This is a genomic window from Arcticibacter sp., from assembly GCF_045629565.1.
Lineage (GTDB): Bacteria > Bacteroidota > Bacteroidia > Sphingobacteriales > Sphingobacteriaceae > Arcticibacter.
In genome coordinates this window covers 160,022-186,219 of sequence record NZ_JAZQRL010000100.1, presented here as the reverse complement: position 1 = coordinate 186,219, position 26,198 = coordinate 160,022, and the positions used below count along the sequence as shown (strand labels likewise).

General features: G+C 44.8%; 21 protein-coding genes. 7 read left to right on the top strand and 14 right to left on the bottom strand.

Going from position 1 to position 26,198, the window contains the following annotated elements; genetic code table 11:
• The first annotated feature begins 42 nt into the window (after positions 1 to 42).
• Positions 43 to 783, top strand: a complete 741-nt coding sequence (bla, locus tag ACKI5J_RS12730) for a subclass B1 metallo-beta-lactamase (RefSeq protein ID WP_407429853.1) — start codon at positions 43 to 45, stop codon at positions 781 to 783.
• Between the two features lie 208 nt (positions 784 to 991).
• On the opposite strand, the gene ACKI5J_RS12725 is transcribed toward bla, so the two are convergent.
• Positions 992 to 1,378: a VOC family protein gene (locus tag ACKI5J_RS12725; RefSeq protein WP_407429852.1), complete on the bottom strand. Its 387-nt coding sequence runs from the start codon at positions 1,376 to 1,378 to the stop codon at positions 992 to 994.
• A gap of 37 nt (positions 1,379 to 1,415) precedes the next feature.
• Positions 1,416 to 2,303, bottom strand: coding sequence for a dienelactone hydrolase family protein (locus ACKI5J_RS12720; RefSeq protein ID WP_407429851.1), 888 nt, complete (start codon positions 2,301 to 2,303; stop codon positions 1,416 to 1,418).
• 189 nt (positions 2,304 to 2,492) lie between these two features.
• Here ACKI5J_RS12720 and ACKI5J_RS12715 point away from each other — a divergent pair, with 189 nt between their 5' ends.
• Positions 2,493 to 3,695 carry an MFS transporter gene (locus tag ACKI5J_RS12715; RefSeq protein ID WP_407429850.1) on the top strand — a complete coding sequence of 401 codons (1,203 nt, stop codon included), beginning with the start codon at positions 2,493 to 2,495 and terminating at the stop codon, positions 3,693 to 3,695.
• Positions 3,696 to 3,699: 4 nt separating this feature from the next.
• On the opposite strand, the gene ACKI5J_RS12710 is transcribed toward ACKI5J_RS12715, so the two are convergent.
• On the bottom strand, positions 3,700 to 4,719 hold the full coding sequence (locus tag ACKI5J_RS12710) for an aldo/keto reductase (RefSeq protein ID WP_407429849.1): 1,020 nt from the start codon (positions 4,717 to 4,719) through the stop codon (positions 3,700 to 3,702).
• 142 nt (positions 4,720 to 4,861) lie between these two features.
• Here ACKI5J_RS12710 and ACKI5J_RS12705 point away from each other — a divergent pair, with 142 nt between their 5' ends.
• Positions 4,862 to 6,265 (top strand): polysaccharide lyase family 1 protein, encoded by a 1,404-nt coding sequence (locus ACKI5J_RS12705; RefSeq protein WP_407429848.1) that lies wholly within the window; start codon positions 4,862 to 4,864, stop codon positions 6,263 to 6,265.
• Between the two features lie 155 nt (positions 6,266 to 6,420).
• On the opposite strand, the gene ACKI5J_RS12700 is transcribed toward ACKI5J_RS12705, so the two are convergent.
• Positions 6,421 to 7,779 (bottom strand): alpha/beta hydrolase family protein, encoded by a 1,359-nt coding sequence (locus ACKI5J_RS12700; protein ID WP_407429847.1) that lies wholly within the window; start codon positions 7,777 to 7,779, stop codon positions 6,421 to 6,423.
• 238 nt (positions 7,780 to 8,017) lie between these two features.
• Between ACKI5J_RS12700 and ACKI5J_RS12695 the strand changes: the two genes are divergently transcribed.
• A complete protein-coding gene (locus ACKI5J_RS12695) occupies positions 8,018 to 8,773 on the top strand; it encodes a DUF1349 domain-containing protein (protein ID WP_407429846.1) in 756 nt (251 codons plus the stop codon).
• A gap of 105 nt (positions 8,774 to 8,878) precedes the next feature.
• On the opposite strand, the gene ACKI5J_RS12690 is transcribed toward ACKI5J_RS12695, so the two are convergent.
• Together ACKI5J_RS12690 and ACKI5J_RS12685 are read right to left on the bottom strand one after the other, a co-directional pair.
• Complete coding sequence (locus tag ACKI5J_RS12690) at positions 8,879 to 9,424, bottom strand: DinB family protein (protein ID WP_407429845.1); 546 nt, start codon at positions 9,422 to 9,424, stop codon at positions 8,879 to 8,881.
• 238 nt (positions 9,425 to 9,662) lie between these two features.
• Positions 9,663 to 10,505, bottom strand: coding sequence for a helix-turn-helix domain-containing protein (locus ACKI5J_RS12685; RefSeq protein WP_407429844.1), 843 nt, complete (start codon positions 10,503 to 10,505; stop codon positions 9,663 to 9,665).
• A gap of 103 nt (positions 10,506 to 10,608) precedes the next feature.
• Between ACKI5J_RS12685 and map the strand changes: the two genes are divergently transcribed.
• Positions 10,609 to 11,424 (top strand): type I methionyl aminopeptidase, encoded by an 816-nt coding sequence (gene map, locus ACKI5J_RS12680; protein ID WP_407429843.1) that lies wholly within the window; start codon positions 10,609 to 10,611, stop codon positions 11,422 to 11,424.
• 112 nt (positions 11,425 to 11,536) lie between these two features.
• The gene (locus ACKI5J_RS12675) at positions 11,537 to 13,354 is read left to right on the top strand and encodes a rhamnogalacturonan lyase (protein ID WP_407429842.1); all 1,818 of its coding nucleotides are present in this window, start codon (positions 11,537 to 11,539) and stop codon (positions 13,352 to 13,354) included.
• Between the two features lie 62 nt (positions 13,355 to 13,416).
• On the opposite strand, the gene ACKI5J_RS12670 is transcribed toward ACKI5J_RS12675, so the two are convergent.
• Positions 13,417 to 14,538, bottom strand: a complete 1,122-nt coding sequence (locus tag ACKI5J_RS12670) for a hypothetical protein (RefSeq protein ID WP_407429841.1) — start codon at positions 14,536 to 14,538, stop codon at positions 13,417 to 13,419.
• A gap of 103 nt (positions 14,539 to 14,641) precedes the next feature.
• Positions 14,642 to 15,013 carry a winged helix-turn-helix transcriptional regulator gene (locus ACKI5J_RS12665; protein ID WP_407429840.1) on the bottom strand — a complete coding sequence of 124 codons (372 nt, stop codon included), beginning with the start codon at positions 15,011 to 15,013 and terminating at the stop codon, positions 14,642 to 14,644.
• Between the two features lie 114 nt (positions 15,014 to 15,127).
• Here ACKI5J_RS12665 and ACKI5J_RS12660 point away from each other — a divergent pair, with 114 nt between their 5' ends.
• Positions 15,128 to 15,733, top strand: a complete 606-nt coding sequence (locus ACKI5J_RS12660; protein WP_407429839.1) for an FMN-dependent NADH-azoreductase — start codon at positions 15,128 to 15,130, stop codon at positions 15,731 to 15,733.
• 173 nt (positions 15,734 to 15,906) lie between these two features.
• Here the strand turns inward: ACKI5J_RS12660 and ACKI5J_RS12655 are convergent, their stop codons facing one another.
• From ACKI5J_RS12655 to ACKI5J_RS12630, 6 genes are all read right to left on the bottom strand, one after another.
• Positions 15,907 to 17,571, bottom strand: a complete 1,665-nt coding sequence (locus ACKI5J_RS12655; protein WP_407429838.1) for an FAD-dependent oxidoreductase — start codon at positions 17,569 to 17,571, stop codon at positions 15,907 to 15,909.
• A gap of 1 nt (position 17,572) precedes the next feature.
• Entirely contained in the window at positions 17,573 to 18,973 is a 1,401-nt protein-coding gene (locus tag ACKI5J_RS12650; RefSeq protein ID WP_407429837.1) for a sensor histidine kinase, read from the bottom strand.
• A gap of 46 nt (positions 18,974 to 19,019) precedes the next feature.
• Complete coding sequence (locus tag ACKI5J_RS12645; RefSeq protein WP_407429836.1) at positions 19,020 to 21,536, bottom strand: hypothetical protein; 2,517 nt, start codon at positions 21,534 to 21,536, stop codon at positions 19,020 to 19,022.
• 159 nt (positions 21,537 to 21,695) lie between these two features.
• On the bottom strand, positions 21,696 to 22,490 hold the full coding sequence (locus tag ACKI5J_RS12640; protein WP_407429835.1) for a polysaccharide lyase family 7 protein: 795 nt from the start codon (positions 22,488 to 22,490) through the stop codon (positions 21,696 to 21,698).
• 32 nt (positions 22,491 to 22,522) lie between these two features.
• Entirely contained in the window at positions 22,523 to 24,850 is a 2,328-nt protein-coding gene (locus ACKI5J_RS12635) for a polysaccharide lyase 6 family protein (RefSeq protein ID WP_407429834.1), read from the bottom strand.
• A 55-nt stretch (positions 24,851 to 24,905) separates the two neighbouring features.
• A complete protein-coding gene (locus ACKI5J_RS12630) occupies positions 24,906 to 26,195 on the bottom strand; it encodes a hypothetical protein (RefSeq protein ID WP_407429833.1) in 1,290 nt (429 codons plus the stop codon).
• Positions 26,196 to 26,198: the final 3 nt, after the last annotated feature.

The window sequence follows — 26,198 nt, the reverse complement described above, 5'->3', positions numbered from 1 at the left end:
TATAAACAGGTCTTTGTAATTTTACCCCTAAACCAGAATGTCATGAAAACTTTCATACTGTTGATCCTTTCCGCCTTTGCTTGTAGCTGTGCACTCAAGAAAGATCCGCAAAGCTCCCGCTCCTATAAATCCGGCGAGTTGGAGGTCAAGCCGATTGCCGAAGATGTATATCAGCATATTTCCTACCTGAAGACAGAGAGCTTTGGCCGTGTTTCTTGCAACGGTATGATCGTTGCCAACCATAATGAAGCGATTATTATTGACACTCCCACGGATGAAAAAACGTCAGCTGAATTGATCAGTTGGGTCGAAAACTCCCTTCGCTGCAAGGTTAAGGCTGTTGTAGCTACTCATTTTCATGATGATTGTCTTGGCGGGCTCAATGCCTTCCATACGCGTGGAATTCCGTCGGTTGCAAATGAACGTACTATAGCTTTGGCCAAGGAAAAAAATCTGCCCGTTCCACAATCGGGCTTTGCAGATAAGAAGACGCTTAGGGTAGGAACTCAGCAAGTGCTTCTCGACTATTCAGGAGAAGGCCATACTCGTGACAACATAATTGCCTACTTTCCCCATGAAGGCATCATGTTCGGAGGCTGCCTGATCAAAGAACAAGGTGCGGGTAAAGGCAACTTGGCGGATGCTAATATAGCTGCCTGGGCGGAAACGATTATTTCATTAAAAGCCCGGTATCCTAACACCCGGATGGTCATTCCCGGGCATGGAAAGATCGGCGGCCCCGAACTGTTTGATTACACGGCTGACTTATTTAAAAAGCCTTAGGTGCTGACAATGTGCGCTTTGAGGAATTTCAAAAATGTAGAATCTCAACACGTTAATGTGGATATTCTACTGTTTATTTAACAATGCATGCAGTCAGATGATTCACAGGCCGGTACGAACGAAATCCCTTGGGAGCATCCTTACTTATTGTTTTGGATTGTCCGGATCTGCGGATAGCGTGCTAGTCTGAAAGTAAAAGAACAGGATTTTACTTAAGCATTGGAATAGCGCGCTTACAAAATTGAATCGCTAAGCCCCATGGATCACGCATCATTACCAGATGCGATCCATCATCCAGGACATCGTCAGACACGGTGGTAGCACCCGCATTTTCCAATCTCGTTCTATCCTGCTCCGGAGCTTCAGATACAAACGCGAGATGCACAATTAATGGGTCCAAGTCACGATAGTTGGGCACCTGATCAACGGGATTTGTGTAAACTTCGATCATTATCTGACCACTATCATCCGCCAGAAACGTCATAAAAGGGGCTTGGTTCTGCTGTTTTATAATCGATAGTCCCAGATTTTTTACATACCATTCGGCCATATTGATTGGGTCTTCCACATTAAGGGCGAAGTGTTCTATTTTCATGTGTTCTTTTAGTTGCCCAATAATACTAATTATCAAATTAACTGAGTTTCTTTTTAAAAAACTCCACCGTACGATTCCATGCAAGTTCAGATGCTGCTTGGTCATAACGTGGCGTTGTGTCGTTATGAAACCCGTGATTCACTTTCGGATAGATATACGCCTCATAGGATTTTTCATACTCTTTCAAGGCAGCTTCATAAGCAGGCCAACCTTCGTTAACACGCGTATCCAGTTCGGCGTAGTGGATCAACAGCGGTGCATTGATCTTCGGAACGTCCGTCACAGGAGGCTGTCCACCATAGAACGGGACCGAAGCTGCGAGGTCTGGTATTCGCACGGCCATCATATTCGATATCCAGCCACCGAAACAAAATCCTACCACCCCCACTTTCCCGTTGCAATCCTTGTGATTTTTCAGATATTCATATGCAGCAATAAAATCCTCCAGCATTTCATCCCTATCGCGCTTACTCTGCAATGTTCTGCCATCATCATCATTGCCAGGATATCCGCCGAGCGGCGTTAAGGCGTCCGGAGCTAAACTAACAAATCCGGCTAATGCGGCTCTTCTCGAAACATCTTCTATGTGTGGGTTCAGACCTCGGTTCTCGTGGACCACAATAACCCCACCAAGCTTCCCTTTCGCGTCAACCGGCGAAGATAGCAGACCCTTGATCTCGCCCCCCCCTTTAACAGACGGGTAAGAAATAAAATCAGACTTAAGCCGCGGATCATCTTCCTTAACCTGAATCGCATGAATATAGTCAGGACTAAGAAAACTCATGAGCGAGGTTACGGTTAGGCCGCCAACCGCAAATAACGATAGTTTTTGCATAAAATCACGTCGGTTTACCCGGTTATGCGCGTAATCGTCATATAGGTCAAATACTTCCTGCTTGATGTCCTCTTTTTTAATTTCTTTCATAGTTTCTGTCGGTTAAGATGGTATCTAATTGATTACAAGATATTAAAAATACATGATTATCGGCAGAACCAGCATGGATAAAGCATGAAGATTTTTGTTTGTAGCTCCGTGTTATACGTTAACTTTGCGGCTCAAATATGATATGACCATTTCGATTTTCAGCGATGAGGTCGTTTCTTCTGCAGACATATGAAACGGCTCTGGAAACTATACTTAGGATCTTACGAAGGCCTTTCCAGGCCAGTATGGATGTTGGCGGTTATTATGCTGATTAACCGCAGCGGTGCAATGGTAATACCATTCCTGGGAGTTTATATGACGCAGTCGCTGAACTTCAGCCTGACAGAGACGGGTACGGTTCTGAGCTGCTTCGGAATCGGTGCGATTTGTGGTTCCTGGGCGGGTGGCTGGCTTAGCGATCGCATGGACCACTTTAATATCCAGCTATTTTGCTTGCTGCTTTGTATTCCGATATTCTGTCTTCTGCCAGCTCTTACTGATCCGTTAAGCCTTTCGGCAGGTGTATTTGTACTGAGTGTTGTTTCAGAGACATTCAGGCCTGCAAATTCAGTAGCTATCGCATCATACACGAAGGAGGAAAATATCACAAAGGCATTTTCCTTAAACAGAATGGCCGTAAACCTGGGATTTTCGATCGGCCCGGCGCTCGGCGGCTTTCTGGCTGCTTTTTCTTATCGCCTCCTGTTCTATGGTAATGCCTTAAGTTGTGCGATTGCAGCAATGGTATTTTATGCCTTCTTCAGGAAACGGGCAAGAGAACATCATAAAAAAACAAGTGAGAGACCGGGAAGGAAAAAAGGCACCTCTCCATGGAAAGATGCTCAATTTGTACTATTTAGCTTGTTTTGCTGTCTCTATACCATTTGCTTCTTTCAATTACTCAACACATTGCCGCTTTTTTACAGGGAGGTGCATATGCTTGATGAATGGAATATAGGACTCATATTGGGGTTCAGTGGGCTCGTGGTCTTTTCCCTCGAAATGCTGCTGGTACACATCGCGGAGAAACGCCTGAGTGCATCAGCCGTCATTATCCTGGGCACATTACTTTGTGGCGCGTCTTATCTGATGTTGTTGTTGCCGGGAAGCCTTATCATCCTTTACACGTCGATCTTTGTGCTCTGTATTTCAGAGATACTTGCAATGCCGTTCATGTCGACAGTTGCTATGCAGCGCGCTACAGCCGAAACCAGAGGCGCCTACATGGGGATGAACTCTCTCGCTTTTTCAGTGGCTTATGTTCTTTCTCCTTTTCTGGGAACCCGTATTGCACATAACCTCGGCTTTGATATGCTATGGTCATTGACCGGCCTCGTAACGATCCTGGCAGCGCTTGGCTTTTGGTGGGTTATGAAGAGAATGAAACTGTAGTTTGCTATGCCGGAGGTACAGGAGCATTATCAGCAATCAGCTTTTTCTGTTTAAGCTCTGTCCAAAAGTCCGCAGGGATTTTTTCAGAGAATGAGGCAGCGTTCTCCACGGCCTGTTGCACAGTATGCGCCCCAGGAATGACGGCAGAAACAACCTCAGGAGCAGCGCAGAACTGTAGGGCTGCGCTGCGAAGGGTTACCCGGTGATTCTCAGCAATTACTTTCAGGGCAGCTAACTTTTCCTTTACACCAGCAGGATATTCATCTTCGTATAAATACCTATCCTTTCCGGAAAGAAATCCTGCGCATAGAGGAGCCCCGACAACGATGGAGATATCGCGCTCAGCAGCTTTGGGAAATACCATATTCAGATCATCTTCATGATGGATCAGCGAATATTGGCATGCCGAAAGAAAAATATCCGGGTCTGCCACTTCCATCGTTTTCAAAATGGGTTCAATGGTGTTTACGCCCAAGCCCCAGGCTTTGATCAGCCCCTCCTCTCTCATCCTGGTAAGCTCCTTCATGGCCCCTTTTCTAGCAGCTTCAAAATATTGTAACCAATCCTTGCCGAAGTCTCCGTTATCTGGTGACAGGTCGTGGATGTAAATGATATCGAGTGAGGAAACACCAAGGCGCTGTAGACTATCCTCTATTGACCGGCGTACGCCGTCGGCACTGTAGTCGTAGCGGTAAGCAAAGTTCATTTTACCCTTCCATATCGCCTGTGTCACATCGAAATCCTCTCTGGGCTCTAAAATTCTGCCTACTTTGGACGACAATGTGTACTCATCCCGCGCTTTGTCTTTAAGAAACAGGCCTAGCCGGCGTTCACTTATGCCCAGTCCATACCATGGAGAGGTGTCGTAGTAGCGAACACCCGCATCCCAGGCTGCTGATATACATTGCAAACATTCCAAATCCGGATTTACGTTGAATCCGTTGCCTATAGCAACACCTCCAAAACCAGACTTGCTTGATGGTCTGAAACGCCTGTGCTTATCTGAATTATCAAAACTTTTCATCTATCCTAGGCAACGCCTTTCCGTTCACTTTGTTTAGGATAGATTGACAAAAATGGGGTAATATGCTACAATTTTTTGTAAAGAAGGTATAAGATTTGCGAATGATAAGCGCCTAGCTTTAGCCATTACAAACCAATAACCGATGGCAACATATTCCACGCGTATCTTTTGTATAACCCTAGTATTTTTAGCCTTTACTTTGCCATTACAGGCGCAGCAAATAGCCTTCCCCGGGGCGGAAGGTTATGGCAAATTCACCACTGGCGGCAGAGGCGGAAGAGTGATAGAGGTGACGAATCTTAAAGGGGACGAGTCCCCGGGCAGCTTGCGGGCGGCTTTAAATACCCCGGGGTCTGACCCCATCACTATCGTGTTCCGAATTTCAGGAAACATTAGTCTTACTAACGGTCAGGTAAAGGTAGGCAGGTCCAATATGACCATTGCCGGGCAAACCGCTCCCGGCGGTGGAATTTGTATCAAAGATGGATATCTGAAGTTCAGCGGAAGTAATCTCATTATACGCTTTATGCGCTTTAGGCCCGGCGACGCCTCAGGACTTAGTGATCTCTCCTGTTTGGGTAACGAAAACTCTCAAAACGTCATCATTGATCATTGTTCTTTGAGTTGGTCAAATGAAGAAAGTCATACGTGTTACGATAATAAGTACATCACGGTACAATGGTGCATTCTTAGTGAAAGTCTTTACAAGTCATTTGACTCAAAAGGTGCCAGAAGCTATGCTGCACAATGGGGTGGCCAATACGCTACCTACCATCATAACCTGATTGCGAGCAATGCCAGCCGTTCTCCGCGTGTTAACGGATCCAGATCTCACGATACGGTAGCTGTATGCGATTATCGTAATAATGTAATCTACAACTGGGGGAAATCGGGTGCCGTGTACGGAGGCGAGCTGGAAGTAAATGACCCGAATGCCAGGTGTTATGTTAATTGGGTAAACAATTATTATAAGCCGGGACCGGCCACCGCATCCGATCTGTATTTTGTTCAACCATCTTATGAATCCCGGAAAGGTGCCGCTAAGGGTTATGCCAAATGGTACTTGGACGGAAACGTCATGGAGGGAACAGATGGATCGCTAAATTCCGACAACTGGAAGGGCGTTGATGCAAGCAAAGTAGGTTCAGCTGAAAATATCCGGTCAATGAGCGAATTTCACGTGGAAAGACCTTTTACAGAGACTGCCGGGGAGGCTTACAAGTCTGTCCTGGCCAATGCAGGTGCAATATTTCCGGAGAGAGATAAAGTTGACAAAAGAGTTGTTAATGAGGCCTCAGGTAAACTAAAGCCGTCGGGCAGCGGTGCCTATGGTCAAAACAAAGGAATCATCGACACACAAAAAAGTGTCGGCGGCTGGCCGGAGCTTAAGTCGAGCAAGGCACCCGTCGACTTAGACCACGACGGCATGGCTGATGACTGGGAAATCAAAAATAAACTAAACCCCAACAACGTGGAGGACCGAAATATTGTCGCTGACGACGGCTATACAATGCTGGAGAAATATATCAACAGTCTGGTGGTGTAGCGCTAAAGTGGTGTTGACGTTTATCCTTATGTTAAAAAGATGATCTAATCCAATCGACACAGAATAAGTTAATCTCATACAGATAATAAGATGCTGCGGGAATATTGAAGATGCTGCAAAGTTTGAAGCCTGCGAAAAGCACTCTTCAGATCGGCCTATACTTTAGGCGGATGAAGGTGTGTGCTAAAAAAGCTATACATTTTACGTAAAGAGTCTTTAGTTTGAGGAACAGAATGGCCCTTACCGTAGTCAACAAGCGTAGTGTTCGGAATATTCAGCGAGTCCAGTTTAAATTTAAAGCTCGCCACCTGGTCCTGATAATACCGCTCATCTGTCGTGTTATAGAAAAACAAAACGGGTGCTGTATCGGCAGATTCTACCAGATAGGCGGCGCCCATAGTTTGCCAAAAATCGAGATTCGTTTCGAGAGATCCCCAGGCCCATGGACACCTGGTTTCCAGGTTAACATCACCGTCATTTAGGTTATTATATATTATGGTGTAGTCAAAAACGCCGGGGCCAAGAGCTGCGGCTTGTACATTATCATCTACACCTATATGAAAGCCTGCGTTCTCGAAGCCAGGAACCGTTCTGTCACCCACAGCCATTGAGCCAGCAGTTGACCCGCGAGAGAATCCATAAATACCGATATCCTCTGAAAGACCCAGTCCGGCACCCAAAGAACGCAACGTGCGTACAGCTGACTTTACTTTCCTTGCTGCATCGGGATTACTCTGATAAGATTTGTAGGTATCGTTCCTGCCATCGGCTGGCCGGCCTTTTCCCCAGGGACAATATTTAGGATGGTCTGCTATCGCCCAGGCGATCCCATTCGCAGGTGCTCCCTCCAGAAATGAATCGTCAAAACCAGCAAGGGTATAAGCTAGGTTCAACCTTTGATCTTTGTTAGCTGTTGTAAGTGTTCTTGTTTCAGCGTCGTACGTAGCGTAGCTGTTGCTATATGAAAAAGAAAGGATAACCGGCACTTTAACAGCTGCATTCGCAGGATAAACGATATCCATTTGCAGCATATCGCCAAACTTGTACTCGGCTGGAGTATTATAGACGGTGGGATCATCGTTGAAATATGGAACATTACGTGAAATCCGGTAGCCCTCGAACAACACATAAGACTGGTATCTGGAGGAACGTTTATGGCCGCAAAAAGAGCCTGCAGCAATCGAATCATTGATGGCAATTATATCAGCGTTAATCGAGATAGCGGTAGCATTCGCATTGTTTTTGTAGTCTAACTCTATAACACGGTAGCCCTGCGATAATAGCCAGGCCACATCAGCAGAATTCGTGTTTCTACCTATCTTCTTTATATTTAAGTTCTCCAAATAAACAATTGTTGGATAGTCTCCATGGAAATCAGGATTTACCTTCTTCGATTCTGTAAGCTTATAAGCGATTGCACCTCCGGTTACCCTGCTCTGCCATTTTCCTGAAGCTCCTTTGGTAACCGGGATTGAAATAATGAAAAAAAAGATGAATATAGCGATTTTGTGCATGAGCCCTGGGGATGATATTTTGACAAAGTAAAGAAACTATACCCACCTTGCAAAATATAGACATAACACCTATGAAGCCGCTTTCTTAACTGCCCAACCTGTACATAGAGGGACATAAATTACGCTGCTCTGCGAAGTTTAACACGCATAGTAACAGAAATTAGTTTAATAATCTTATTTTGTAACCTGGCTTTGCACAGTAAGGCCTGGCTAAGTAATGACCAATCACACTATTCTCATGAGATCAAAATTCTATCCATTGCTAACGCTGGCAACCCTTTACTTCTCAGCAAGTTGCACCAACTCCAATAATCAAAGCTTTACCCAGGTAACTTCTTCTGACGAAATCAGACAAGATTCCGCGTTGGCTAAAGGCAGCCCATGCGACATCAAGCTTCCAGGTATTCACTTCACCAGAAGTATAAACGGTGCCGACTCACTCGCGACTGTAGACACCAAAGGAAATGTCATTTTTCGGGTAGGTGAGAAAAAGGACTACTTCAACGATCCTAACAATAAGCTGTCTAATAACACGGCGCCTATTCTTTTATCAAAAGTTGACAATTCTCAGCCATTTACCCTGATTGCGAAGGTTACACCGGAGTTCACAAAGGAGGGGATGTATGACGCCGGGGTACTATACATCTATGTAAATGATAGCCATTGGCAAAAGTTTTGTTATGAACAAGATGAACGGGGTAATCATCGAGTCGTTACAGTTCGTACTATCGGAACGTCAGATGACAACAACCATGATGTCGTCTCGGGCGGGTCGGTATACATGAAGATATCATCCGATACACGTACGGTTGGCTTTTATTTTTCCGTGGATAAGAAGACCTGGAATTTGGCCCGCCTTTACAAAAACGATTATCCATCTGAGATTTGGATGGGCCTAAGTGCGCAGTGTCCTGTAGCTAAGGGCGGCCTAAGTAACTTTGGAGAAGTAAGCTTAGAGCAGAGCAGTGTGAAAGATTTTCGCTTAGGAATATAAATACTGAGGGGCTTGTTATAATAACAATCCCCTCAATGGGTTTCAACAGTTGTCTGGCTCAGCGATTACTGTATTTGATCACGTGGGCTCCGAACGTCCGCCTGGTTACTTAGTTCCTTCGCTATCGATTCCTGAACCTGCAAACCCTTCTCTCAAGACTGCGGCGGTTACCATAAGTTGGCCGAGATGACGCATGGTATGCTCCGCAGCATGAAAGAGCAGCCCGATAACGGTTGAAGGCAAACCAGCTCTCCCCACCTTTCTAAAATCTGATAGCGTAGCCTCATTGGTTTCCTTTATTTGCTTAAGCGCAAGGTCAACCTGCTGATTAAACCGCTCCACAAGATCTGAGACGGTATATCCCTCTGCTGAATCCCTTCCTTCTTCAGCAAGCGCTTCAAACTGGGCCGGAGTTAGGCCCTCAGATCTGGCATAAGTAAAAACGCGGTCGAGTACACCACTCAGGTGCTGAAGATGGAAACCCACAGAAGCCATTCCGGCTGGACGTAACCAAAGCAGTTCACTCGGAAAATCTTCCATATATTCGTTGAGCTCTTCTCTGGCTTGCAGCAAAGCGTGAGCTACTGGCTGTAACAGCGAACTGACTTGAGGCAATGGCCCCCGTTGCCATACTTCCAATTTTTGCGACATAGATTAATTTATTGATACCCGCGATCCGCTGAAATAAGCGCACTTCTTCGTGCAAAGATTACCGTAAATACACTGGACACAAACTCAGACAATACTTCTTCATGAAAGTGGTTTACTGATAAGCAAACTCCTCATCTATTCTGTTTTGAGGTCAAACTAAGCTAAGAAAACAAGATCAAAGAACCAAACCTGCTGAACCGTCGGACTGGGTCTACTATCCGCTGACGCCGGGCTTCGCCTATTTCCACCTGTACCTTGATGGAGCAATACCCATATAATGCTTAAAGTCTTTTTGGAAATGATTGTAATCATAATATCCATAGGATATAGCGGCATCAGAAAAATCTGAGGACTTACTCCTATCACACTGGCCATAAGTGTATATAAACCGCTGAAGAGAAATGTATCGTTTAGGAGGCATCCCAATATACTTGATAAAGTTACGCTGCAACCATCTTTGATTTACCTTGCCTCCAATCGCGGCCAGTAAATCGGAAACCGTTGTGTTGCCCTTGCGTTGATCAATATGGTCAATGGCAACTTCCAATAAGTACGGGAGATAACTGCTTTTCCCAGACGCTGACAAGGCTTTATTCATCACCGTTAGCTTTTCTGCGGGACTGTTCACTTTATACATCTCGCCTATTACTCCGAGCCAGCTTTGATCCACCAGATCCTCGAAATTACATACAGGCGAAGCGACAAACATGGACGGACTAATATTAAACGCAGAATAAAAGGCGGAAGGGTTAAACCTCAGCACGAGGATATGTTCGAGTTGTTCTGGTCTTATCCATTGAGTGTCCCGGATCACGCCACAACAAACCCAAACAGACTTCAGCCTAAGCAGTTCTCCTTCTTTAATCAAAGATACCTCGTCTGCCCTATCCGGCATAAATATCATAGAGGGAATGCCATCGCTAAAAAGCGGTTGATTGAACTTCAGATCCTTGCAAGAGAGAAAATATGCACCCATGATAGGCCCACCAAACCAACTTCCAGAAGCTGACTCCATCTCGTCAGTGAAGTCGAAACAAGGCTGGCCAGAAAGTTTGATATCCGTTAATAATGATATGGGCATACTTCGCAAAGATAAGCATAACTGCCTGCTAACGAAGTGTCGGTTTTTTACTTTCAGCGAAAGCCGGAGCTTACGAACTTTGACAGCAACATAAATAAATACCATGCTTACGAAAACAGAAGAAGAAATATCCTTGATAGCTGAAAGCGCGTTGCTTGTAAGCAAGACCTTAGCCGAATTAGCCTCCATCATCCGGCCCGGAATAACCACGCTGACTCTTGATAAATATGCCGACGAGTACATTCGAGACAACGGCGCTACCCCCTCTTTTTACCAGTTTGAAGGATTTCCATTCCATATCTGCACATCCGTGAATAGCGAAGTAGTACACGGTTTTCCAAATGATAGACCTTTGCGGGAAGGTGACATAGTATCTGTAGATGTTGGGGCTTATAAAAACGGATACCATGGCGATCAGGCTTATACTTTTTTAATCGGTGACCTGTCTACTGAACTTTTAGATCTTGTTCGTGTGACGAAAGAATCTCTTTCCAGGGGCATTGAGAATGCAAAACATGGAAACAGAACCGGAGATATCGGTTATGCTATTCAGTCACACGTCGACAAGTTCGGCTTTGGTATAGTTCAGGACCTCGTCGGACATGGCCTGGGCAAAGAGCTGCATGAGAAACCCGATGTACCCAACTTCGGCCGCAGAGGCCATGGCAAGGTATTGCAAGAAAACATGGTACTCGCTATAGAACCAATGATCAACCTGGGATCCCCGAGGGTCTACCTTTCTAAAGATAACTGGACATTCCTGACAATGGATGGCAAACCATCCGTACATTTCGAACAGGATATATGTGTTAAGAAAGGCAGTCCTATCATCCTGACAGACTTTGGTATCATCGAAAATGCTGAAATGGCTAACGAGAACCTGAACTCATCCTATTACGAAAAAAAGAATTCCATATGAAATGATACCGTAAGGCGGAGTAAAATCGAAATTTCCGTAGATTTAAGATATGCGAAAACCAATTCTAACCTTACTCCTATTATTCTTAACCAGTTCCGGTTTTAGTCAGCGTATGATGGAAAATCTCGACCGGGGAGTTGTCGCCGTCCGGCATGCACCTGATTCGGTCTTCATCAGCTGGCGTTTATTGGCAACGGAACCTGAAAACCTTCCTTTTAACATTTACCGAAAGACCGGCGATTTAAGGCCTCACAAGTTAAACTCCCGGCCTCTTACAGGCGGCACAAACTTTATCGATGTAAAAGCCGATTTAACAAAACCGAATACTTATGTCGTTAAGGCCCTTGTTGATGGTAAAGAAACACAAGGCAGTAAACCTTTTTTAATACCTGCAAACACCCCTGTAGGCCAATACCTTTCGATTCCACTTAAGACGCCGGCTGGATACAGACCGCACGATGCTTCTACCGGCGACCTGGATGGCGATGGTGAATACGAAATTATTCTTCACCAAGTGGGGAAAGGTCTTGACAACTCCTTCAATGGCATGACTGATAAACCAATCATTCAGGCTTACAAGCTTGACGGAACGCATCTTTGGACAATTGACCTGGGCCATAACATCCGCGAAGGCGAACATTATACTCAATTTATCGTGGCCGATATGGATGGCGATGGCAAAGCTGAAGTAGCCATGAAAACCGCCGACGGAACGATCGACGGCAATGGAAAGGTGATTGGTGACTCGACTAAAGACTACCGAAGCAAAAAACCAGCTACCCTTGGGAAAGTGTTAGAGGGGCCCGAATATTTTACCATATTCGATGGATTAAGCGGTGCAGCACTAGCTACAACTGACTATATTCCATCCCGATATCCTACTGATGGCTGGGGTGGTCCCGGAGGCAACGGAGGTAATGACAATACGGGGAACCGCGTCGACCGTTTCCTGGCTTGTGCAGCGTACCTGGATGGCAAGCTACCGAGTGTAGTCATGTGCCGCGGGTATTATGGTCGCACCGTGCTCGCTGCATGGGACTACAGAGACGGGAAATTGACCTCCCGTTGGGTGTTCGATACCAAGGATGGTAAAAATCCCTTTTCAGGCCAGGGGAACCATAATTTAACCGTCACCGATGTTGATGATGATGGTAAGGATGAAATAGTTTACGGCTCAATGGTTGTCGATGATGATGGAACAGGGCTGTTCTCTACAGGATTTCGTCATGGAGATGCCCTTCATGTAGGAGACCTTGATTTAACTCGTCCGGGACTCGAAGTTTTTGGACCTCATGAAATAGAGGATCACTCAAAAGGCGACTTCGGATATGTTAAAGACGCTGGCCCGGGAGTAACGGTTTACAGTGCCCGAACAGGAGAAGTCTATTTTAAAGGCGCAATTGACACAGATGTAGGCGGAGGCATAGCAGAAAATATAGATTCCAAAAACCCTGGAGCTGAAATGTGGTGGTCAGGCTCTGAGGGGCTATACACCATGGCTGGCGAAAAAATAGGCCCCAACCCTACGGGCTCCTGGCTAATTTGGTGGGACGGCGATTTAACCCGCGAGCTGATGAGCGGCGGTAAAATTAATAAATACAGAGGCGACACCATCTTCAGTGTACCTGGTGGTGTGAGAGGAAACTCGAGGAGAAACCCTAATCTGACGGCCGACCTCTTTGGCGACTGGAGAGAAGAGATTGTGTTAAGCGCCGGATCCGACGAACTTCGCATCTATACCACAACTATCCCTACGAGTCACCGCCTCTATACACTCATGCATGATCCCCAATACCGGCTGAGCATTGCCTGGCAAAACGTGGCTTACAATCAACCTCCCCATTTAAGCTTTTATTTAGGTGAGGATATGAAAAAAGCACCTAGACCACATATTGTATTAACTGAAAGCAGGCAATCAGTCCAAAGATAAAAAATAAGGCGCAACGGATGATTGCGCCTTATTTTTATCATTCTTGCCCTTAAATAAGTGAGTTATTGCCAGCTCAAAACACATTTGCCAATTGCATAAAAATCCTTGCCATTCGCCTTCATTCTAGCCGTATAAACAACGGTAAACGTCCCATCTTCTTCTTCTATCGCGCAAAGCGGTGTACGCGTATTATGATCACCCGGCTCTGCCCACGGCGTCTTCCCTGTCTGCACCTTAACGCGCGTTTCCCTGCTCCAGTGGATTCCGTCGTCTGAAAGGCTGTATCCAATTTCCTGATCACCGAATGAATCATAAATCATCAGATAGCGTCCATCTCTCAACTGAGATACAACCTCATTTTCCGTGAACACATCGGCTAACGGAAGAGGGTTAAATCCTTCAGGCATCCTGATCCATGGCCCTTCCAGCTTGGCTGCAAATGCGAGACCGGTTGGCCAGCCTCCTATCGGAACATGGTTATGCCCATCGTAAGGTGAGTACCAGGTATTGCCCACTTTATATGGATTAAAACAAGCTACTGCCTGCTGACCCTCCCATGCTTGCGAGCTGGCATCAGGTTCTAATACAATCCCCATATCAGCATATGGACCTGCAATTCCGGTTCTGCCCGTTACAGTCGATTTTGCCCTCCATATCCTTCCCTCATAATCATTTCCAGGAAGCTCACCTTTCGCCTCGTTCCCCGCCCTGTAAGCAACATAGAAGATATTCCATGCGTTTTCGTCTTCATTAAACACAACTCCGGTAAGCCAGACCTCCGCGCGTGGATTGGTATGTGTGCGCCCTGGAACACTATTCACAATGGTCGACTGCCTTTTCCACTGGACAGCATCATTACTTGTCCAGTAAGATATCCGCAAATCACGATGCGGTCGCTCAAACATTTCATTAACAAACATATGGTAAACGCCATCAATCTTAACAGCCTGCCCCGTTTCGAATCCCGATCTGTTTGAATTTGCTATAACATCCGGATGGTCAATGCCTATCACTGGCCCACTGTGTTCGCTCTTAAGTCTTAGTTTTCTGTCTGTGACCTTTGCTGTTTTTTTGTTACTAACAAGATCTGCCTTTGTTTGTCCAGTGATATTTGCCGCAAATCCCAACAATAATAAAGACAACGCAGCGGTCTGTAGTAACTCCTTAAGTTTCCTTGTGTACATAAAATATGAGGTTAGTCTAATATGAGGCTAATCTAGCTTTTATTCTGCAGCTCCCTAAGCCCATAACCAACACTGAACTATAAATACTGGCGAGCGCCTCGCATTACTTACGCATATCGCTTTTTATCTTCTCCCTGTGCTTGTACCCCCATTCCTTAAGTTCGTTGAGAACGTTATGCAAGGTACCGGCATAGGGGGTCACTTCATAAATCACCGTTACAGGTGTAGTGGGATATACCTTCCGCAATACGAAACCATTTAGTTCCAACTCCTTGAGCTCCTTTACCAATACCTTAGGAGTTATTCCGTCCAGAACACGTTGTAATTCGCCAAAACGTTTAGAAGATTCGGTAAGAGAAAAAATTAAAGGCAGCTTCCATTTTCCGTTTAATACATACAAGGCATCCCGAATATGACGAACGCTGGCCGTGCACTCTTCTCTGCTTATAACTGGCTCTCGTGATATAGGTTCCATACAGCAAAAATACGCACTATCCCTAAGGATACCACTATCCTTGGGGATAGTCCTATCTTTTTAATAGTACCTGCGAGTAGCTTTGCCTGAAGATAAAATTTTAAAAATCAGAACATGAAAACCATTCTTCATTTGATATCCAGCCCACGCCAGGAAAGCTCCTTCAGTATTAAACTAGGTAGAGCTATTGTCACACAGTTGCAGGAAAAGCATCCGGACAGCGTGGTAAACGAGGTGAACCTCATTCATGAGAACTTCCCACACCTGGATGCACCACATCTGCAGTCTTTTTTTACTCCAAAAGAAGATCTCACAGCAGCCGATCGTGAGGCCATCCGTTATTCTGATCAGGCGATCGATCAGCTATTTAAAGCGGACTTTATTGTCATTGGTGCGCCCCTTTATAATTTTAGTATTCACTCGGCACTTAAAGCCTGGATTGACCATGTGGCGCGGGCTGGTCTGACATTCCGTTATAGCGAGCATGGCCCCGAAGGTCTGGTCAAGAATAAAAAAGTATATATTGCCATGTCGGCAGGAGGCGTCTATTCAAAAGGACCATATCAACCTTACGATTTTGTAGTGCCCTATCTCCAAGCCGTGTTAGGTTTCATGGGCATGACAGATGTGACTGTCTACCGGGCTGAAGGGGTCAATATGCCTCAGCTTAAAGAGGGCGCGTTGGAACGAGCCATCGCCAGTATTGCTGTCGAGGGATAAGCTGGTGAAAGATAATAAGACCTTGAGCTAACAAAAAGGTCCAGTAACACAATGGACTGCCCCCGTAAAGTTAGACACTTTATGGGGGCAGCCCAACTTCGAAAAAGCATTGTTATAAATATTGGGGGCGCCACCTCCTTATTATCCTGATTTTCAGGACTCCAACGATAATTTCAGTATACTTCCGCCAAATATTTATGCACAAAACTGATGGCCATGCTCCCTTCCCCTACCGCCGACGCTACACGGTTCATCGCATTCGCACGCACGTCGCCAGCGGCAAAAATACCATGTGCACTGGTTTCCAGCAGATAGGGATCCCGTTGTAGTTTCCAGATCTTATGGAAGGACTCATAATTCTTTGCATCCCTTCCGGTTTCTATAAAGCCCTTATCGTTCCTGATGATTTCTTTACCAATCCAGTCGGTATAAGGTTTTGAGCCAATAAATATATAGATCGCATCAGCCCGTTTCATTTCTGACTGATTACTATCAATGCTGCCGACCCTGATCTGCTCAACACGATCGTTTCCAAGAGCTTCCTTTATCTCCGTGCGAGCCAGGATATGTATATTTGTTGTTCCTTTGATCTGATCAATAAGATACGATGACATAGAAGAGGTTAGATCAGCCTTACGAATAACAACATATACATTACGGGCAAATTTGGACAAATACATGGCTGCCTGTCCCGCGGAGTTGCCACCTCCAACAATGTATACCTCCTTGTCCTTACAGGAGGCCGCCTCCGTCATAGCTGCCCCGTAATAAATTCCGGCACCAGTAAACTGTTCAATGCCCTGCGTTTCTAGCTTCCGGTAATCAACACCCGTTGTAATGACCACCGTGCGTGTATTGATCTCGATGCCCCCGTCTAAGAGGATCTTCTTATAGCCATCTTTTTCATGAATAGCTTTCACATCCTGTGGAGAAAGAAACTCAGCACCGAAACGTGTAGACTGTGCTAAAGCACGACGTGTCAGTTCAGACCCGCTGAGCCCTGATGGAAAGCCGAGATAGTTCTCTATTTTCGAGCTTGTTCCTGCTTGGCCGCCAGGAGAATGACGTTCTATTAAAAGCGTTTTCAAACCTTCTGAGGCACCATAAACAGATGCAGCCAGACCCGCGGGGCCCGCTCCTATTATAACAACATCATACACCTCGTTTCTTAACGCAGGATTCAAGCCGACCTTCTGGGCCAGCTCCTGAATAGAGGGTGCCTTTAGAAATGTACCATCTTCACAAAAGACCACCGGTAAATCCGTCAAAAGTAGGCCGTTCAACTCCAGAAGCTGCAGTGCTTCCTTATTCGTCTCGATATCCATCCATTGGTAAGGAACCAGATTGCCTGCCAGATACTCCTTCAGATTGTGAGATTTCGGAGAGAACTGGTAACCAACCACTTTTAAGCCCTTAAAATCCGGTCGGTAACCGTTCTGCCATTCGTCAAGCAAGTCGTCAATTACCGGGAAGAGCCGTTCTTCAGGAGGGTCCCATGGCTTCATCAAATAGTAATCCAGCTTCACTTCATTGATCGCCTTAATGGCAGCATCTGTATCTGAATAAGCTGTAAGTAGTACCCGCTTCGCATCAGGGTAAAAATCAAGTGCTTTTACCAGAAAAGATACTCCATCCATTTCCGGCATACGCTGGTCAGCGATAAATAGAGCAACGGCTTCACCCTTATTTTTCAGCTCCAGAAGTCCTTCAAGGCCTTCACTTACAGAAGAGGTGCTAAGAATCTTGTATTCCTTCCTATACTGGGCTTTAAGATCGCGCACCAATGCGCGCAGTACCTGAGGGTCATCATCGATACAAAATACAATAGGCTCATCCATATTAATCATTTATTGGGAAACAAAGCACAAAAGCAGTACGTCCGGGAACAGAATCAACTTGGAGAGAACCACCATGTTGCCTTGTTATTCTTGAAACAACATCCAGCCCTAACCCCGTACCCTTCCCGATTTCTCTGGTAGTAAAAAACGGCTCAAATATCCTGCTCTTTAACTCCTCAGGAATACCATGACCATCGTCAGAGATCGTAACCTCGATAAAATTACCGTCTCTTTTGGTTTTTATTTCCAACCTGCCACGCTTATTGAACTCCATTGCATCAAGGGCATTATCAATGATATTAGTCCATACCTGATTCATTTCGCCAACGAAGACTTTAATCCTGGGTAAGGAGGTGTCATAATCTTCCAGCAATTCCACATTGCCTTTATTAAGCTTGTATGCGAGCATAGTGAGCGTATTTTGAATCCCGCTATGGATATCTGCGTATTCCTTGTGCCTGCCGCGGTCCATGTGCGTAAAGTTCTTTATTGCACCCACGAGCTTTTCAATTCTTTGGCTTGCATCCTGTATATCCCTCACCATGCGTTCTATAACCAGACTGTCGCTAATCCAGTTAAGTACGGGCGATAAATACTGTACCGGAATTATCGCTGATAGTTCTTCCATATCGTCACAGGTAAACCCATACTCCACGAAGCTTTCCGAAATTTCCTGACTGTTTGCCACGCCATGGCTATCCAGACAATCCATGAAATCACTTTCCAAGTCAGCGCGCTGCATCATAGTAAATACCTGTTTCTGCTCCCTTGCAAGCACTTCTAGCATCTTTGCATTTACCTGTTCAATGGTTTGCTCACTCATCCTCATCGTGCTTATTTCTTTAAACTTAGCTGATTTTAGCTTGAGATGTTTAGATAATGAAGCCGATCCTCTTACAATAGCGGCTGCTGGATTATTCAGCTCATGAGCCAAGCCAGCAGACAGTTTACCCAAAGCCATCATCTTTTCATTCTGTTGCTGCAATATCGTGGAGTCTCTTACTCTCGTGGACATGATATGAACCAGCGCCTGCGTAAGTTCAAATTGCGTGTGTATTAAGTCATTCATTCTTTCGACGGGAAAGGTCATGAGCTGAGTATTTTCCAATGCTCTGCCATCGAGTATGTTAACAATCGCCCTCGAAAACGGAAGATATCCAGAAACATCTCCGGAGCCTAACAGTGACAGGTATTGTATTCCCGCCTTCTGAGCTATATACAATTGTATTCTCCCGGTAATTATGACGTGCGTTCCGGTTGTCGGCGTCCCTTGCTTAAGTAACAAATCACCTTCTTCAAGCTCGTAATGCCGACTGTTATCAATCCACCATTGCAACTGATCTTGCGGAACGTCCCTTAGAGCTTCAATGGACTGTAACCATTCCTTTGTTACTTTCTGCATACGGTAGGCTGATTTTACTCTAATTTACTCATAAGTATCTATTTCATTAATCCCATTCAACCTTTATATTTTTTATCAGCACAGTCGCTCCGCCAGCATACTCCATTCCAAAACCTCCGAAGGTGCCGGGCATTACCTCTGCATCAATATTCGCCACAGCGACCACATTGCCGTCGTGCGAAGAAGAACTTCCTTCCTCAGCCTTGGCATGTGCAAAAAGCCTGTTTCCTTTTACCTCCAGGGTGATCTCGCATACCGGCCTAAAAGCCGAAGTGGAAACAGGCTCGCTGATACGGCTTGCCTTTCCATTTTCGTATCTTACAAAATAGCAATCAACGGCATCATGATATTTGGTTGTCCGAATGAATCGTAAACCATATCCTGTCAGCGTTTGTGCATCAAACTTGATCAGAAAATCCATGTATAGGGGGGCAACACTAAAACCTTGACCGGCGGTTTTAAAGGGTACGACAGTCAGCGTCATTTTCATATCACCAAACGCTTTCCCAGTCGGTGTATAATAGAGTCTGGCGAACTGGTTCTGTAAGAGACCTGTGTACCCTGCAGATCCACCGCTACCCTCGCCATAATACCAGGCATCCTTATCACTTCTGGTTTTGTCTATGTTATCCGATCGAAAGCTATTTAACGTCCAGAAACCGGGCTTGATCAAGAGCTGGTTTCTTGTGGACATGTTCCTGAAATCGGTTTCAAGTAACTTTGCGTCAGTTTTTATATCCTTGCTTGAGATAGCTTTTTTTGTCAGAACGTTGATCCCTTCGCCTAAATGAGATCGCTGGTGCCTGGGTGCTACGGAAGCCATAATATAATGACCTATATCTCCGGATGTAAGTACATATTCCTTCAAAGGTGTATTAAATCGGGATACGGCAACTTCAATAGGATTACTGCCTTTGTCATCAGTGCACCGGTACCATGTTACAACCGATTGATCTTTATACTTTGTGTCTGTTTTATACTCGGCAGAAAGAATCCCGCTAGCATTTAACTTCAGTTGGGGAGATGAAATAAACGCAGGTGGGTCCAGTTGTGCAGGCGTAACCTGTATAATGCTAGCCGCTTCCAGGCCAGAAGCCGTTCGTGCGGTTACAATTATGCGTCTCGTTTCATCTGTGTGATTGGTCGGAATCAACGTACACTCAGAACCGTCCTCATTTAACATCAGCTTCAGCAAAGACCTGTCGCCTTCGCCAACTGTCCATTTTACCCTTTCTCCGCTGACTTCAACATTTCCAAACCTATACATCGTGGCTGTCAGCTTCAGCGAATCCTTGCCCGTTTCAGCTTCAGCTTTCGCCGGTGAAATCAATAGCTTGATGGGCACGCCCGTATATTTCCCCTTCCGTCCTTTCTCTGCCTTCACAGTCAACTCTTTCATATTCATGGGGTCCCAATCATCGTCGCCGCTCAAAAGGTTATATGTATTATAAAACACCTTACCCTCATATTCAAAACGATACGCATCCAAAAGACGCTTGTTCGCAAGGTCGACTGTAAACGAGGGATTTTTTTTACTGACAAACACGGGGCTGCTATTCAGCGAAACATTATACTGGTAATTACGCATTTCGAGTGGAGAAACATCCTGCCATCCGATATATGATAACGTCTTCGAAACGAAACGGGTGTCGATGAGTGCCAGCTGACCATTATCTGCTTTAGTAAAATACTGGTCACCAACGGTGTATGATGAAATATCGGAATTGAGGAATACCGCGCCTGTACCTGTGGTTCTATAAAATGGCATGGAGCTGTAAAACTCAAATGTACAATTGAGGTAAACTCCTGTTCCGCTTAGAGCATCGTCTGTAGACTCAAAATGACATCTTTCGAAAAGGATTCTCTTACCCCCCACGAAGGGACAGAGATTAAGTCTGCTAACAAAATGCGTATTACGCGCGACAATCTTGTCACCATTACAGTGTATAAGCTGTGCCTGAACAATAGCCGAGGCTCTTTTCTTCCTGTTTAGTTCACGCTTCAGCGGAAATTCAAGGTCTATATTGCAGTAGTTACCGAACGTGATGTTTTCGGAACTTGTTCCCTGACCTATAAACTTGAAAAGAGTAAAATTACCCTTAGCACCTATCGTTTGACCCCGGTTTGCCGCCAGCACAATATTCTCTGCTTTTTGCGAGAGGCCGTAAAACCTCAGCCATTCACATTTGACAATCAACCCATATGGTGGTTCTCCCTCCTTGCCAACTCGCTCAGAGGGATCATCCGGATTGTCAATCCAATAAACATATGGTGCAATGTAAAGCGTCATCGGCGATTTCTCCGTTCCATCGGTTAAATGTTTAGCTGCTTCATTGATGGAGTTATATACGAACGGATACTTGGCCGCTTGTGCGGAAGTTAACTGTCCGTCAATAAAGAAAGCATGAGGGCCAAGCAAGATCTTCTGCCCCTTGTAAACGATATACTCTCCTCCAAAAGTTATTGGATCGGAGGCGTCGAGTGGCTTATAGATTTCTTGTCCCCTTGATTTGGAAACGAAGACGGATAGCATCAGAATACTAATGAATAAGAGCTTCTTCATTTATAGTTGGTTAGTGCCGGTGCACACTGTTAATATGCATGAACCTTGTCACTAAAATACATATTCCAGTTTGATCCAATCAATCGTTTGTGAAGTTTTAGGGGCTGACGTCAAAGATCAATTGTTGAGTACGCTTTGCAGGAAGACAGCATAGGGTACCTATTCATGCTTAACCCAAGTCTCAAATATCTCCACCGATCCGTAGGAATCACAGGGTTCCCCCACCACTTTTTTATCGCCCTTACAGGATGACTGGACGTATGCTCCTGCTTTGAAGTATGCCCCTTCAAATATCTCCTCGTGTACGTACACCAGATTCCCGTTATAAAAACATTTTGTTTTCCCATTAGCGACATCGAACATGACGTTAAAGCGCGTTCCCAATACATAATTTGCGTCAAGGATAATCCTCTCGCCTTTATTTACTGATATTATAAGCTTCGAATCTTCCAAACGAAAGAATATTGTGTATCTACTGGCATCGTGAATTTGCCCTATCACAATATGTTTTCTTACATCAGGAAGGTGAGTTACTTTCTGGTCAATATAAAGTATATGCCGGCCGGAGACGGAGGACCAACTGGCCGGCTGCTTGCCATCTGCTGACATCTCTCTAAGTTCGGTTCGCGGATAGTTTGATCCTTTTGTTGTCTCCCCGCCGGTAAAAGCTTTAAAGACAACCGCATCTTTAGCGGGGTTGAGATAAAAGTACTGGCTGGAGTACGACTCGAGCTCAGGCTGTTTAATTTCGTCGGGACTGCCGTTATGTTCGGTGTCAACGGGTAAAGTAAGTTTCCAATTTTTTAGCTGTAATACATTAGACGGGTATTGAATAATTGGTAAGGAATCTGCAGGCTTATCTGTTGCAACGAGGTCGGGACGCCCGGCCTTGGAACAGCTTAAGGCAATAAGCGGACAAAGAAAGAGACCGAGCATAAAGCGAGATTTTATCATAATATAGTTTTGAGATGATCAGCATCAGCTGTTTATAGGTTTGAGCCAAGAGGCCCTGCGGAGCTTGACTTATTCTGTAGAACAGAGCTTGAAGCAAGTCTAAAGATTCCGCCGGCGGGATTCAAGAAATTAGGATCTTCTGAGAAAATATTAATCCCCATTACACTGTTTTGGAAAGACTCGACTTTACCGGACTTAAAAAAATTACAATGGTCAACTACTAATTTATCTCGTTTGTATTCCTGGAAATATATCGATCTTCCCCCCTGACCGCTCAAGCTGAAAATACAATTAGTGATACTGGCTTTCTGAACCCCCGGCAAACGGAGCACAAATCCCTGCTCCCTATTGTCTACTTCATGAAACGTACAATGGTCAATTTTTAAAAACGGACCAGTGGTACTCTCATCATTTCCTCCTCTATAGAGGTTCAACGCAGAACCCAACACGTTTGTGAACAAGCAATTTTCAATTGTGACGTATTCTGCATTATATCTTCCTTTATCATCTTTTTCAGCGGAAAGATCTATCGCGTTGCCGGAGATGTTCCTAAATAAGCAATTTCTTACAATCAGTTCATCTGCATACGTTCCTTTGCTCGCTTTGAATGCACTAAATGTGCTCTCATTGAAATTATAGAATTTGCACCCATCAATAGTGAGCTTATAGGGCCGGTTCATGGGGCCGCTAGTTGAGCGTATTCCAGCCTTAACATCGGCATAGCCGTCAATCGAGCCATTGAATTCTACATCACGGATTAAGAGTTCGCCTCCGTTCTCCAAGCAAAAAAAAGATGGCAATGGGAAACTCGTCCGATTTACCAATACCGGTTTCTTCTCCCGCGAACCCCAGCCAACAATAGTTACTTTACGATTAATTTTTAGTTCACTTTCGACATTATAATCGCCTGTTTCGGTAAGTACAATACTATCTCCATCTATCGCCTCATCGAGCAACTTCTGGAAACTAGCTGCGTCTTTTCGAGATAAGAAGGTTCTCGTATTTTTGCGAATATGGGAAGAGCCGGGGGATGTAAGCCAGGAAGCACCAGTGTGCAGTGGGCTTATCAGAGGTAGTTTATCAATATTTGCTCCGATTCCTGACACCGCTTTTGGAAGCAATACTCCCCTAACTTGTTTCAGGCTGGTTTTGCCCGGGGAGAAGCCTTTCGGAACATTTGAGAAAATCGGGCTATTAAAAATAATATTGTAGGAGAAAGTTACGCCATAACCATTTTTGTTTATAAAGACTGGATCTTGTATATCGACCAAAAGGTTATTTCTAAAGCTTACATCTATTGGTGGATCGGTTCGTTCTGCATCTTTCCCTACCCCAAATTCAATATTACTGCAATTAATAAAGGTATTGTGGTGGATATCGGCATTCTTAACCTGATGATAACGGTTGATCAGGGAATTTGGCACACCGTTCATGACGGCAAGAGCGGATCTGAAGTCCTCCCCCTTAAGGTCTTTAAAAACATTGTTATATACTTTTTGATTTGCATTGATAACCCGGACTCCAGCGGTGAACGGTTTATTGTTTCCCAGGAATAAGTTACCTTCGACGGTATTGTTGTTGCCATGACGTAAGACCAAGCCACCTTCGCATTCTATAAATGTATTAAAAGCAATATGGTTGTCGCCCGATTTCACCGATACAACCTCAACCTCACCGTTACACTTTTCGAAGACATTAAACTTTATGGATGTTCTGGAGGCACTCAATGAGTTTTTAGAGACTCCTATCCTTATGGATTCTCCGCCATTGGATCCCAGCCGCTGCCTTCCCTTAAAATAGTTACTATCAATAGAATGGTAGTTCTCCTGACTTCTTTCGTCAGTAAGCTCAACAATCAGCGTTGGTCCAATATTAAGCTTGTTTATAAATGTGCAATGATCTACTCTATTATTTTTACCCCATAAGACTACCCAATTATCGTTACTTAAACGATCGGGCTTACTGAAATTTTCAATGACAACACCCGTTATCCGACAATTGCTGGCCAGTTTTTTAGTAGAAGTGCGAAACGCAATGACCTCGCTACCGTTTGCAAACCCATTTTTAAAGTGAAGATCTTTAACTGTGATAAACTCCCCTGACAGGTGCAAGGAGGAGTTTCCTGAAAGTATAACCGAGCCAGCCTTCTGGGCTGTAACAATTATAGATTTCTTTGCTGTGCCGCGACCTTCAAGCACGATCTTAGAGTCCTTCCATTCACCACTTGCCAGAAGAATGATATCACCAGGCATAGCTTTAGTAATTCTCGCATTGAGTTCATCTGCATTGTTGACCACTATTGTCTCGGCACTGACAATTTGTGTAAAAAGCGAATATATCAGAACTATTATTAATCTCATCTTTTCTTTATTTAAAAGAAGAAGAGTGCGTTACTCTCCTTCTTATGACACGAAATCACTTCTGAACGATGATGTCAAATTTGATGGTTGACGTACCTGTCGTTGAACTAGCTTCTTTTACCTTGATTAAGGCGTTTTTATATGTTGTAGACCCTGCTGCATCAGGTATCCTCACATAGATCAGATTTGCATTAGTTAGGTTAAATATGGTAGCACTAGCAGCTGATGCAGCGTCGAATCTGGCTGAGCTTCCCGTAGGGGCCGCTATATTCCTATCTGCAAAGAAACTGTCGTCAAGAATGTCTATTCCATTATTTTCAACCAGACTGTACACTTCATCAACATCCCCAGATGAACCTTTCACCAGAACCCTGAACCGAGTGGCCTTTAATGCAGCCGGGTTAGAAATCTCCCAGCTCACCCCATCGCACTTAAAATTCTTCGCCACATTCGTCGTATTTGTAGGACTATAAAACGACGGTCCTGTTCCCGTCCCATAGTACAGAAACGCCATATTCGACTCGCTGGCATTCAAGCTGCAGTTACCAAGAGTCGTACCACTCTCTGAGATGAAGATAGTATTCGTTCCAGTCGAATGGGCCGTCATAAAGACGTCACTGTATGTGATTGTGGGGTAAACCACGTTCAAATTTACAATGCTTTCAGCTGTAACTCCTACGCCATCAGTAACGACAATTTTTACTTGATTGGCACGCTTGGCAAAAACGTAGGAATAATCCAGCCTGTACTCACCGACGCCGTCCAATCCTGTGATACTTTCCAACAATTCGAAATTACCAAGCGCTGTCCTGTCGTCGTACACATCGATTTTTTCAATGCCGCTTTCCGCGATAATAGTTCCGGATATCGGGTTTGCTGTTCCGTCCATCTCCGGTGTAAGGGTTTCTGGAAAGCCTGACATGGCTGGTCTGGCAGGAGTAAAAGGCACAACGTTAACCAAGCCCTCAGATGAGCTATTATCCAGGTGTCTGATCATTATTTTAACTCCTTTCACCATTGCCATATCCTGATCTGAAAATGCAGAATTTGGCACCTTGAAATCATAGTCATATTGCTTTTCTGCAACCGGCTCGTCCGTGTGAACAAGCACAGGACTCGCGTTGTGGCGCAAAAGGTAGTAGTAAACAAGTTTTATACCCGCTTGAGATTGAATTGATCCGTTCAGTTCATTATCCGGACTCATCTTCTTAGTTGCAAGATTATAAACGAAGTCCTTTGCCGTAATAGCATCATCCAATCGCGTTTCATCGTCTTCCTTACAGGAAGACATTATGAATAACACGAGCAGAACCATACCTGCGATTTTTTTAATTAAGTTAGTCATACT

Excerpts from the sequence above, each read along its gene's own strand:
- bla (WP_407429853.1), top strand. The coding sequence starts at position 43 with ATGAAAACTTTCATACTGTTGATCCTTTCCGCCTTTGCTTGTAGCTGT.
- ACKI5J_RS12725 (WP_407429852.1), bottom strand. The coding sequence starts at position 1,378 with ATGAAAATAGAACACTTCGCCCTTAATGTGGAAGACCCAATCAATATG.
- ACKI5J_RS12720 (WP_407429851.1), bottom strand. The coding sequence starts at position 2,303 with ATGAAAGAAATTAAAAAAGAGGACATCAAGCAGGAAGTATTTGACCTA.
- ACKI5J_RS12715 (WP_407429850.1), top strand. The coding sequence starts at position 2,493 with ATGAAACGGCTCTGGAAACTATACTTAGGATCTTACGAAGGCCTTTCC.
- ACKI5J_RS12710 (WP_407429849.1), bottom strand. The coding sequence starts at position 4,719 with ATGAAAAGTTTTGATAATTCAGATAAGCACAGGCGTTTCAGACCATCA.
- ACKI5J_RS12705 (WP_407429848.1), top strand. The coding sequence starts at position 4,862 with ATGGCAACATATTCCACGCGTATCTTTTGTATAACCCTAGTATTTTTA.
- ACKI5J_RS12700 (WP_407429847.1), bottom strand. The coding sequence starts at position 7,779 with ATGCACAAAATCGCTATATTCATCTTTTTTTTCATTATTTCAATCCCG.
- ACKI5J_RS12695 (WP_407429846.1), top strand. The coding sequence starts at position 8,018 with ATGAGATCAAAATTCTATCCATTGCTAACGCTGGCAACCCTTTACTTC.
- ACKI5J_RS12690 (WP_407429845.1), bottom strand. The coding sequence starts at position 9,424 with ATGTCGCAAAAATTGGAAGTATGGCAACGGGGGCCATTGCCTCAAGTC.
- ACKI5J_RS12685 (WP_407429844.1), bottom strand. The coding sequence starts at position 10,505 with ATGCCCATATCATTATTAACGGATATCAAACTTTCTGGCCAGCCTTGT.
- map (WP_407429843.1), top strand. The coding sequence starts at position 10,609 with ATGCTTACGAAAACAGAAGAAGAAATATCCTTGATAGCTGAAAGCGCG.
- ACKI5J_RS12675 (WP_407429842.1), top strand. The coding sequence starts at position 11,537 with ATGATGGAAAATCTCGACCGGGGAGTTGTCGCCGTCCGGCATGCACCT.
- ACKI5J_RS12670 (WP_407429841.1), bottom strand. The coding sequence starts at position 14,538 with ATGTACACAAGGAAACTTAAGGAGTTACTACAGACCGCTGCGTTGTCT.
- ACKI5J_RS12665 (WP_407429840.1), bottom strand. The coding sequence starts at position 15,013 with ATGGAACCTATATCACGAGAGCCAGTTATAAGCAGAGAAGAGTGCACG.
- ACKI5J_RS12660 (WP_407429839.1), top strand. The coding sequence starts at position 15,128 with ATGAAAACCATTCTTCATTTGATATCCAGCCCACGCCAGGAAAGCTCC.
- ACKI5J_RS12655 (WP_407429838.1), bottom strand. The coding sequence starts at position 17,571 with ATGGATGAGCCTATTGTATTTTGTATCGATGATGACCCTCAGGTACTG.
- ACKI5J_RS12650 (WP_407429837.1), bottom strand. The coding sequence starts at position 18,973 with ATGCAGAAAGTAACAAAGGAATGGTTACAGTCCATTGAAGCTCTAAGG.
- ACKI5J_RS12645 (WP_407429836.1), bottom strand. The coding sequence starts at position 21,536 with ATGAAGAAGCTCTTATTCATTAGTATTCTGATGCTATCCGTCTTCGTT.
- ACKI5J_RS12640 (WP_407429835.1), bottom strand. The coding sequence starts at position 22,490 with ATGATAAAATCTCGCTTTATGCTCGGTCTCTTTCTTTGTCCGCTTATT.
- ACKI5J_RS12635 (WP_407429834.1), bottom strand. The coding sequence starts at position 24,850 with ATGAGATTAATAATAGTTCTGATATATTCGCTTTTTACACAAATTGTC.
- ACKI5J_RS12630 (WP_407429833.1), bottom strand. The coding sequence starts at position 26,195 with ATGACTAACTTAATTAAAAAAATCGCAGGTATGGTTCTGCTCGTGTTA.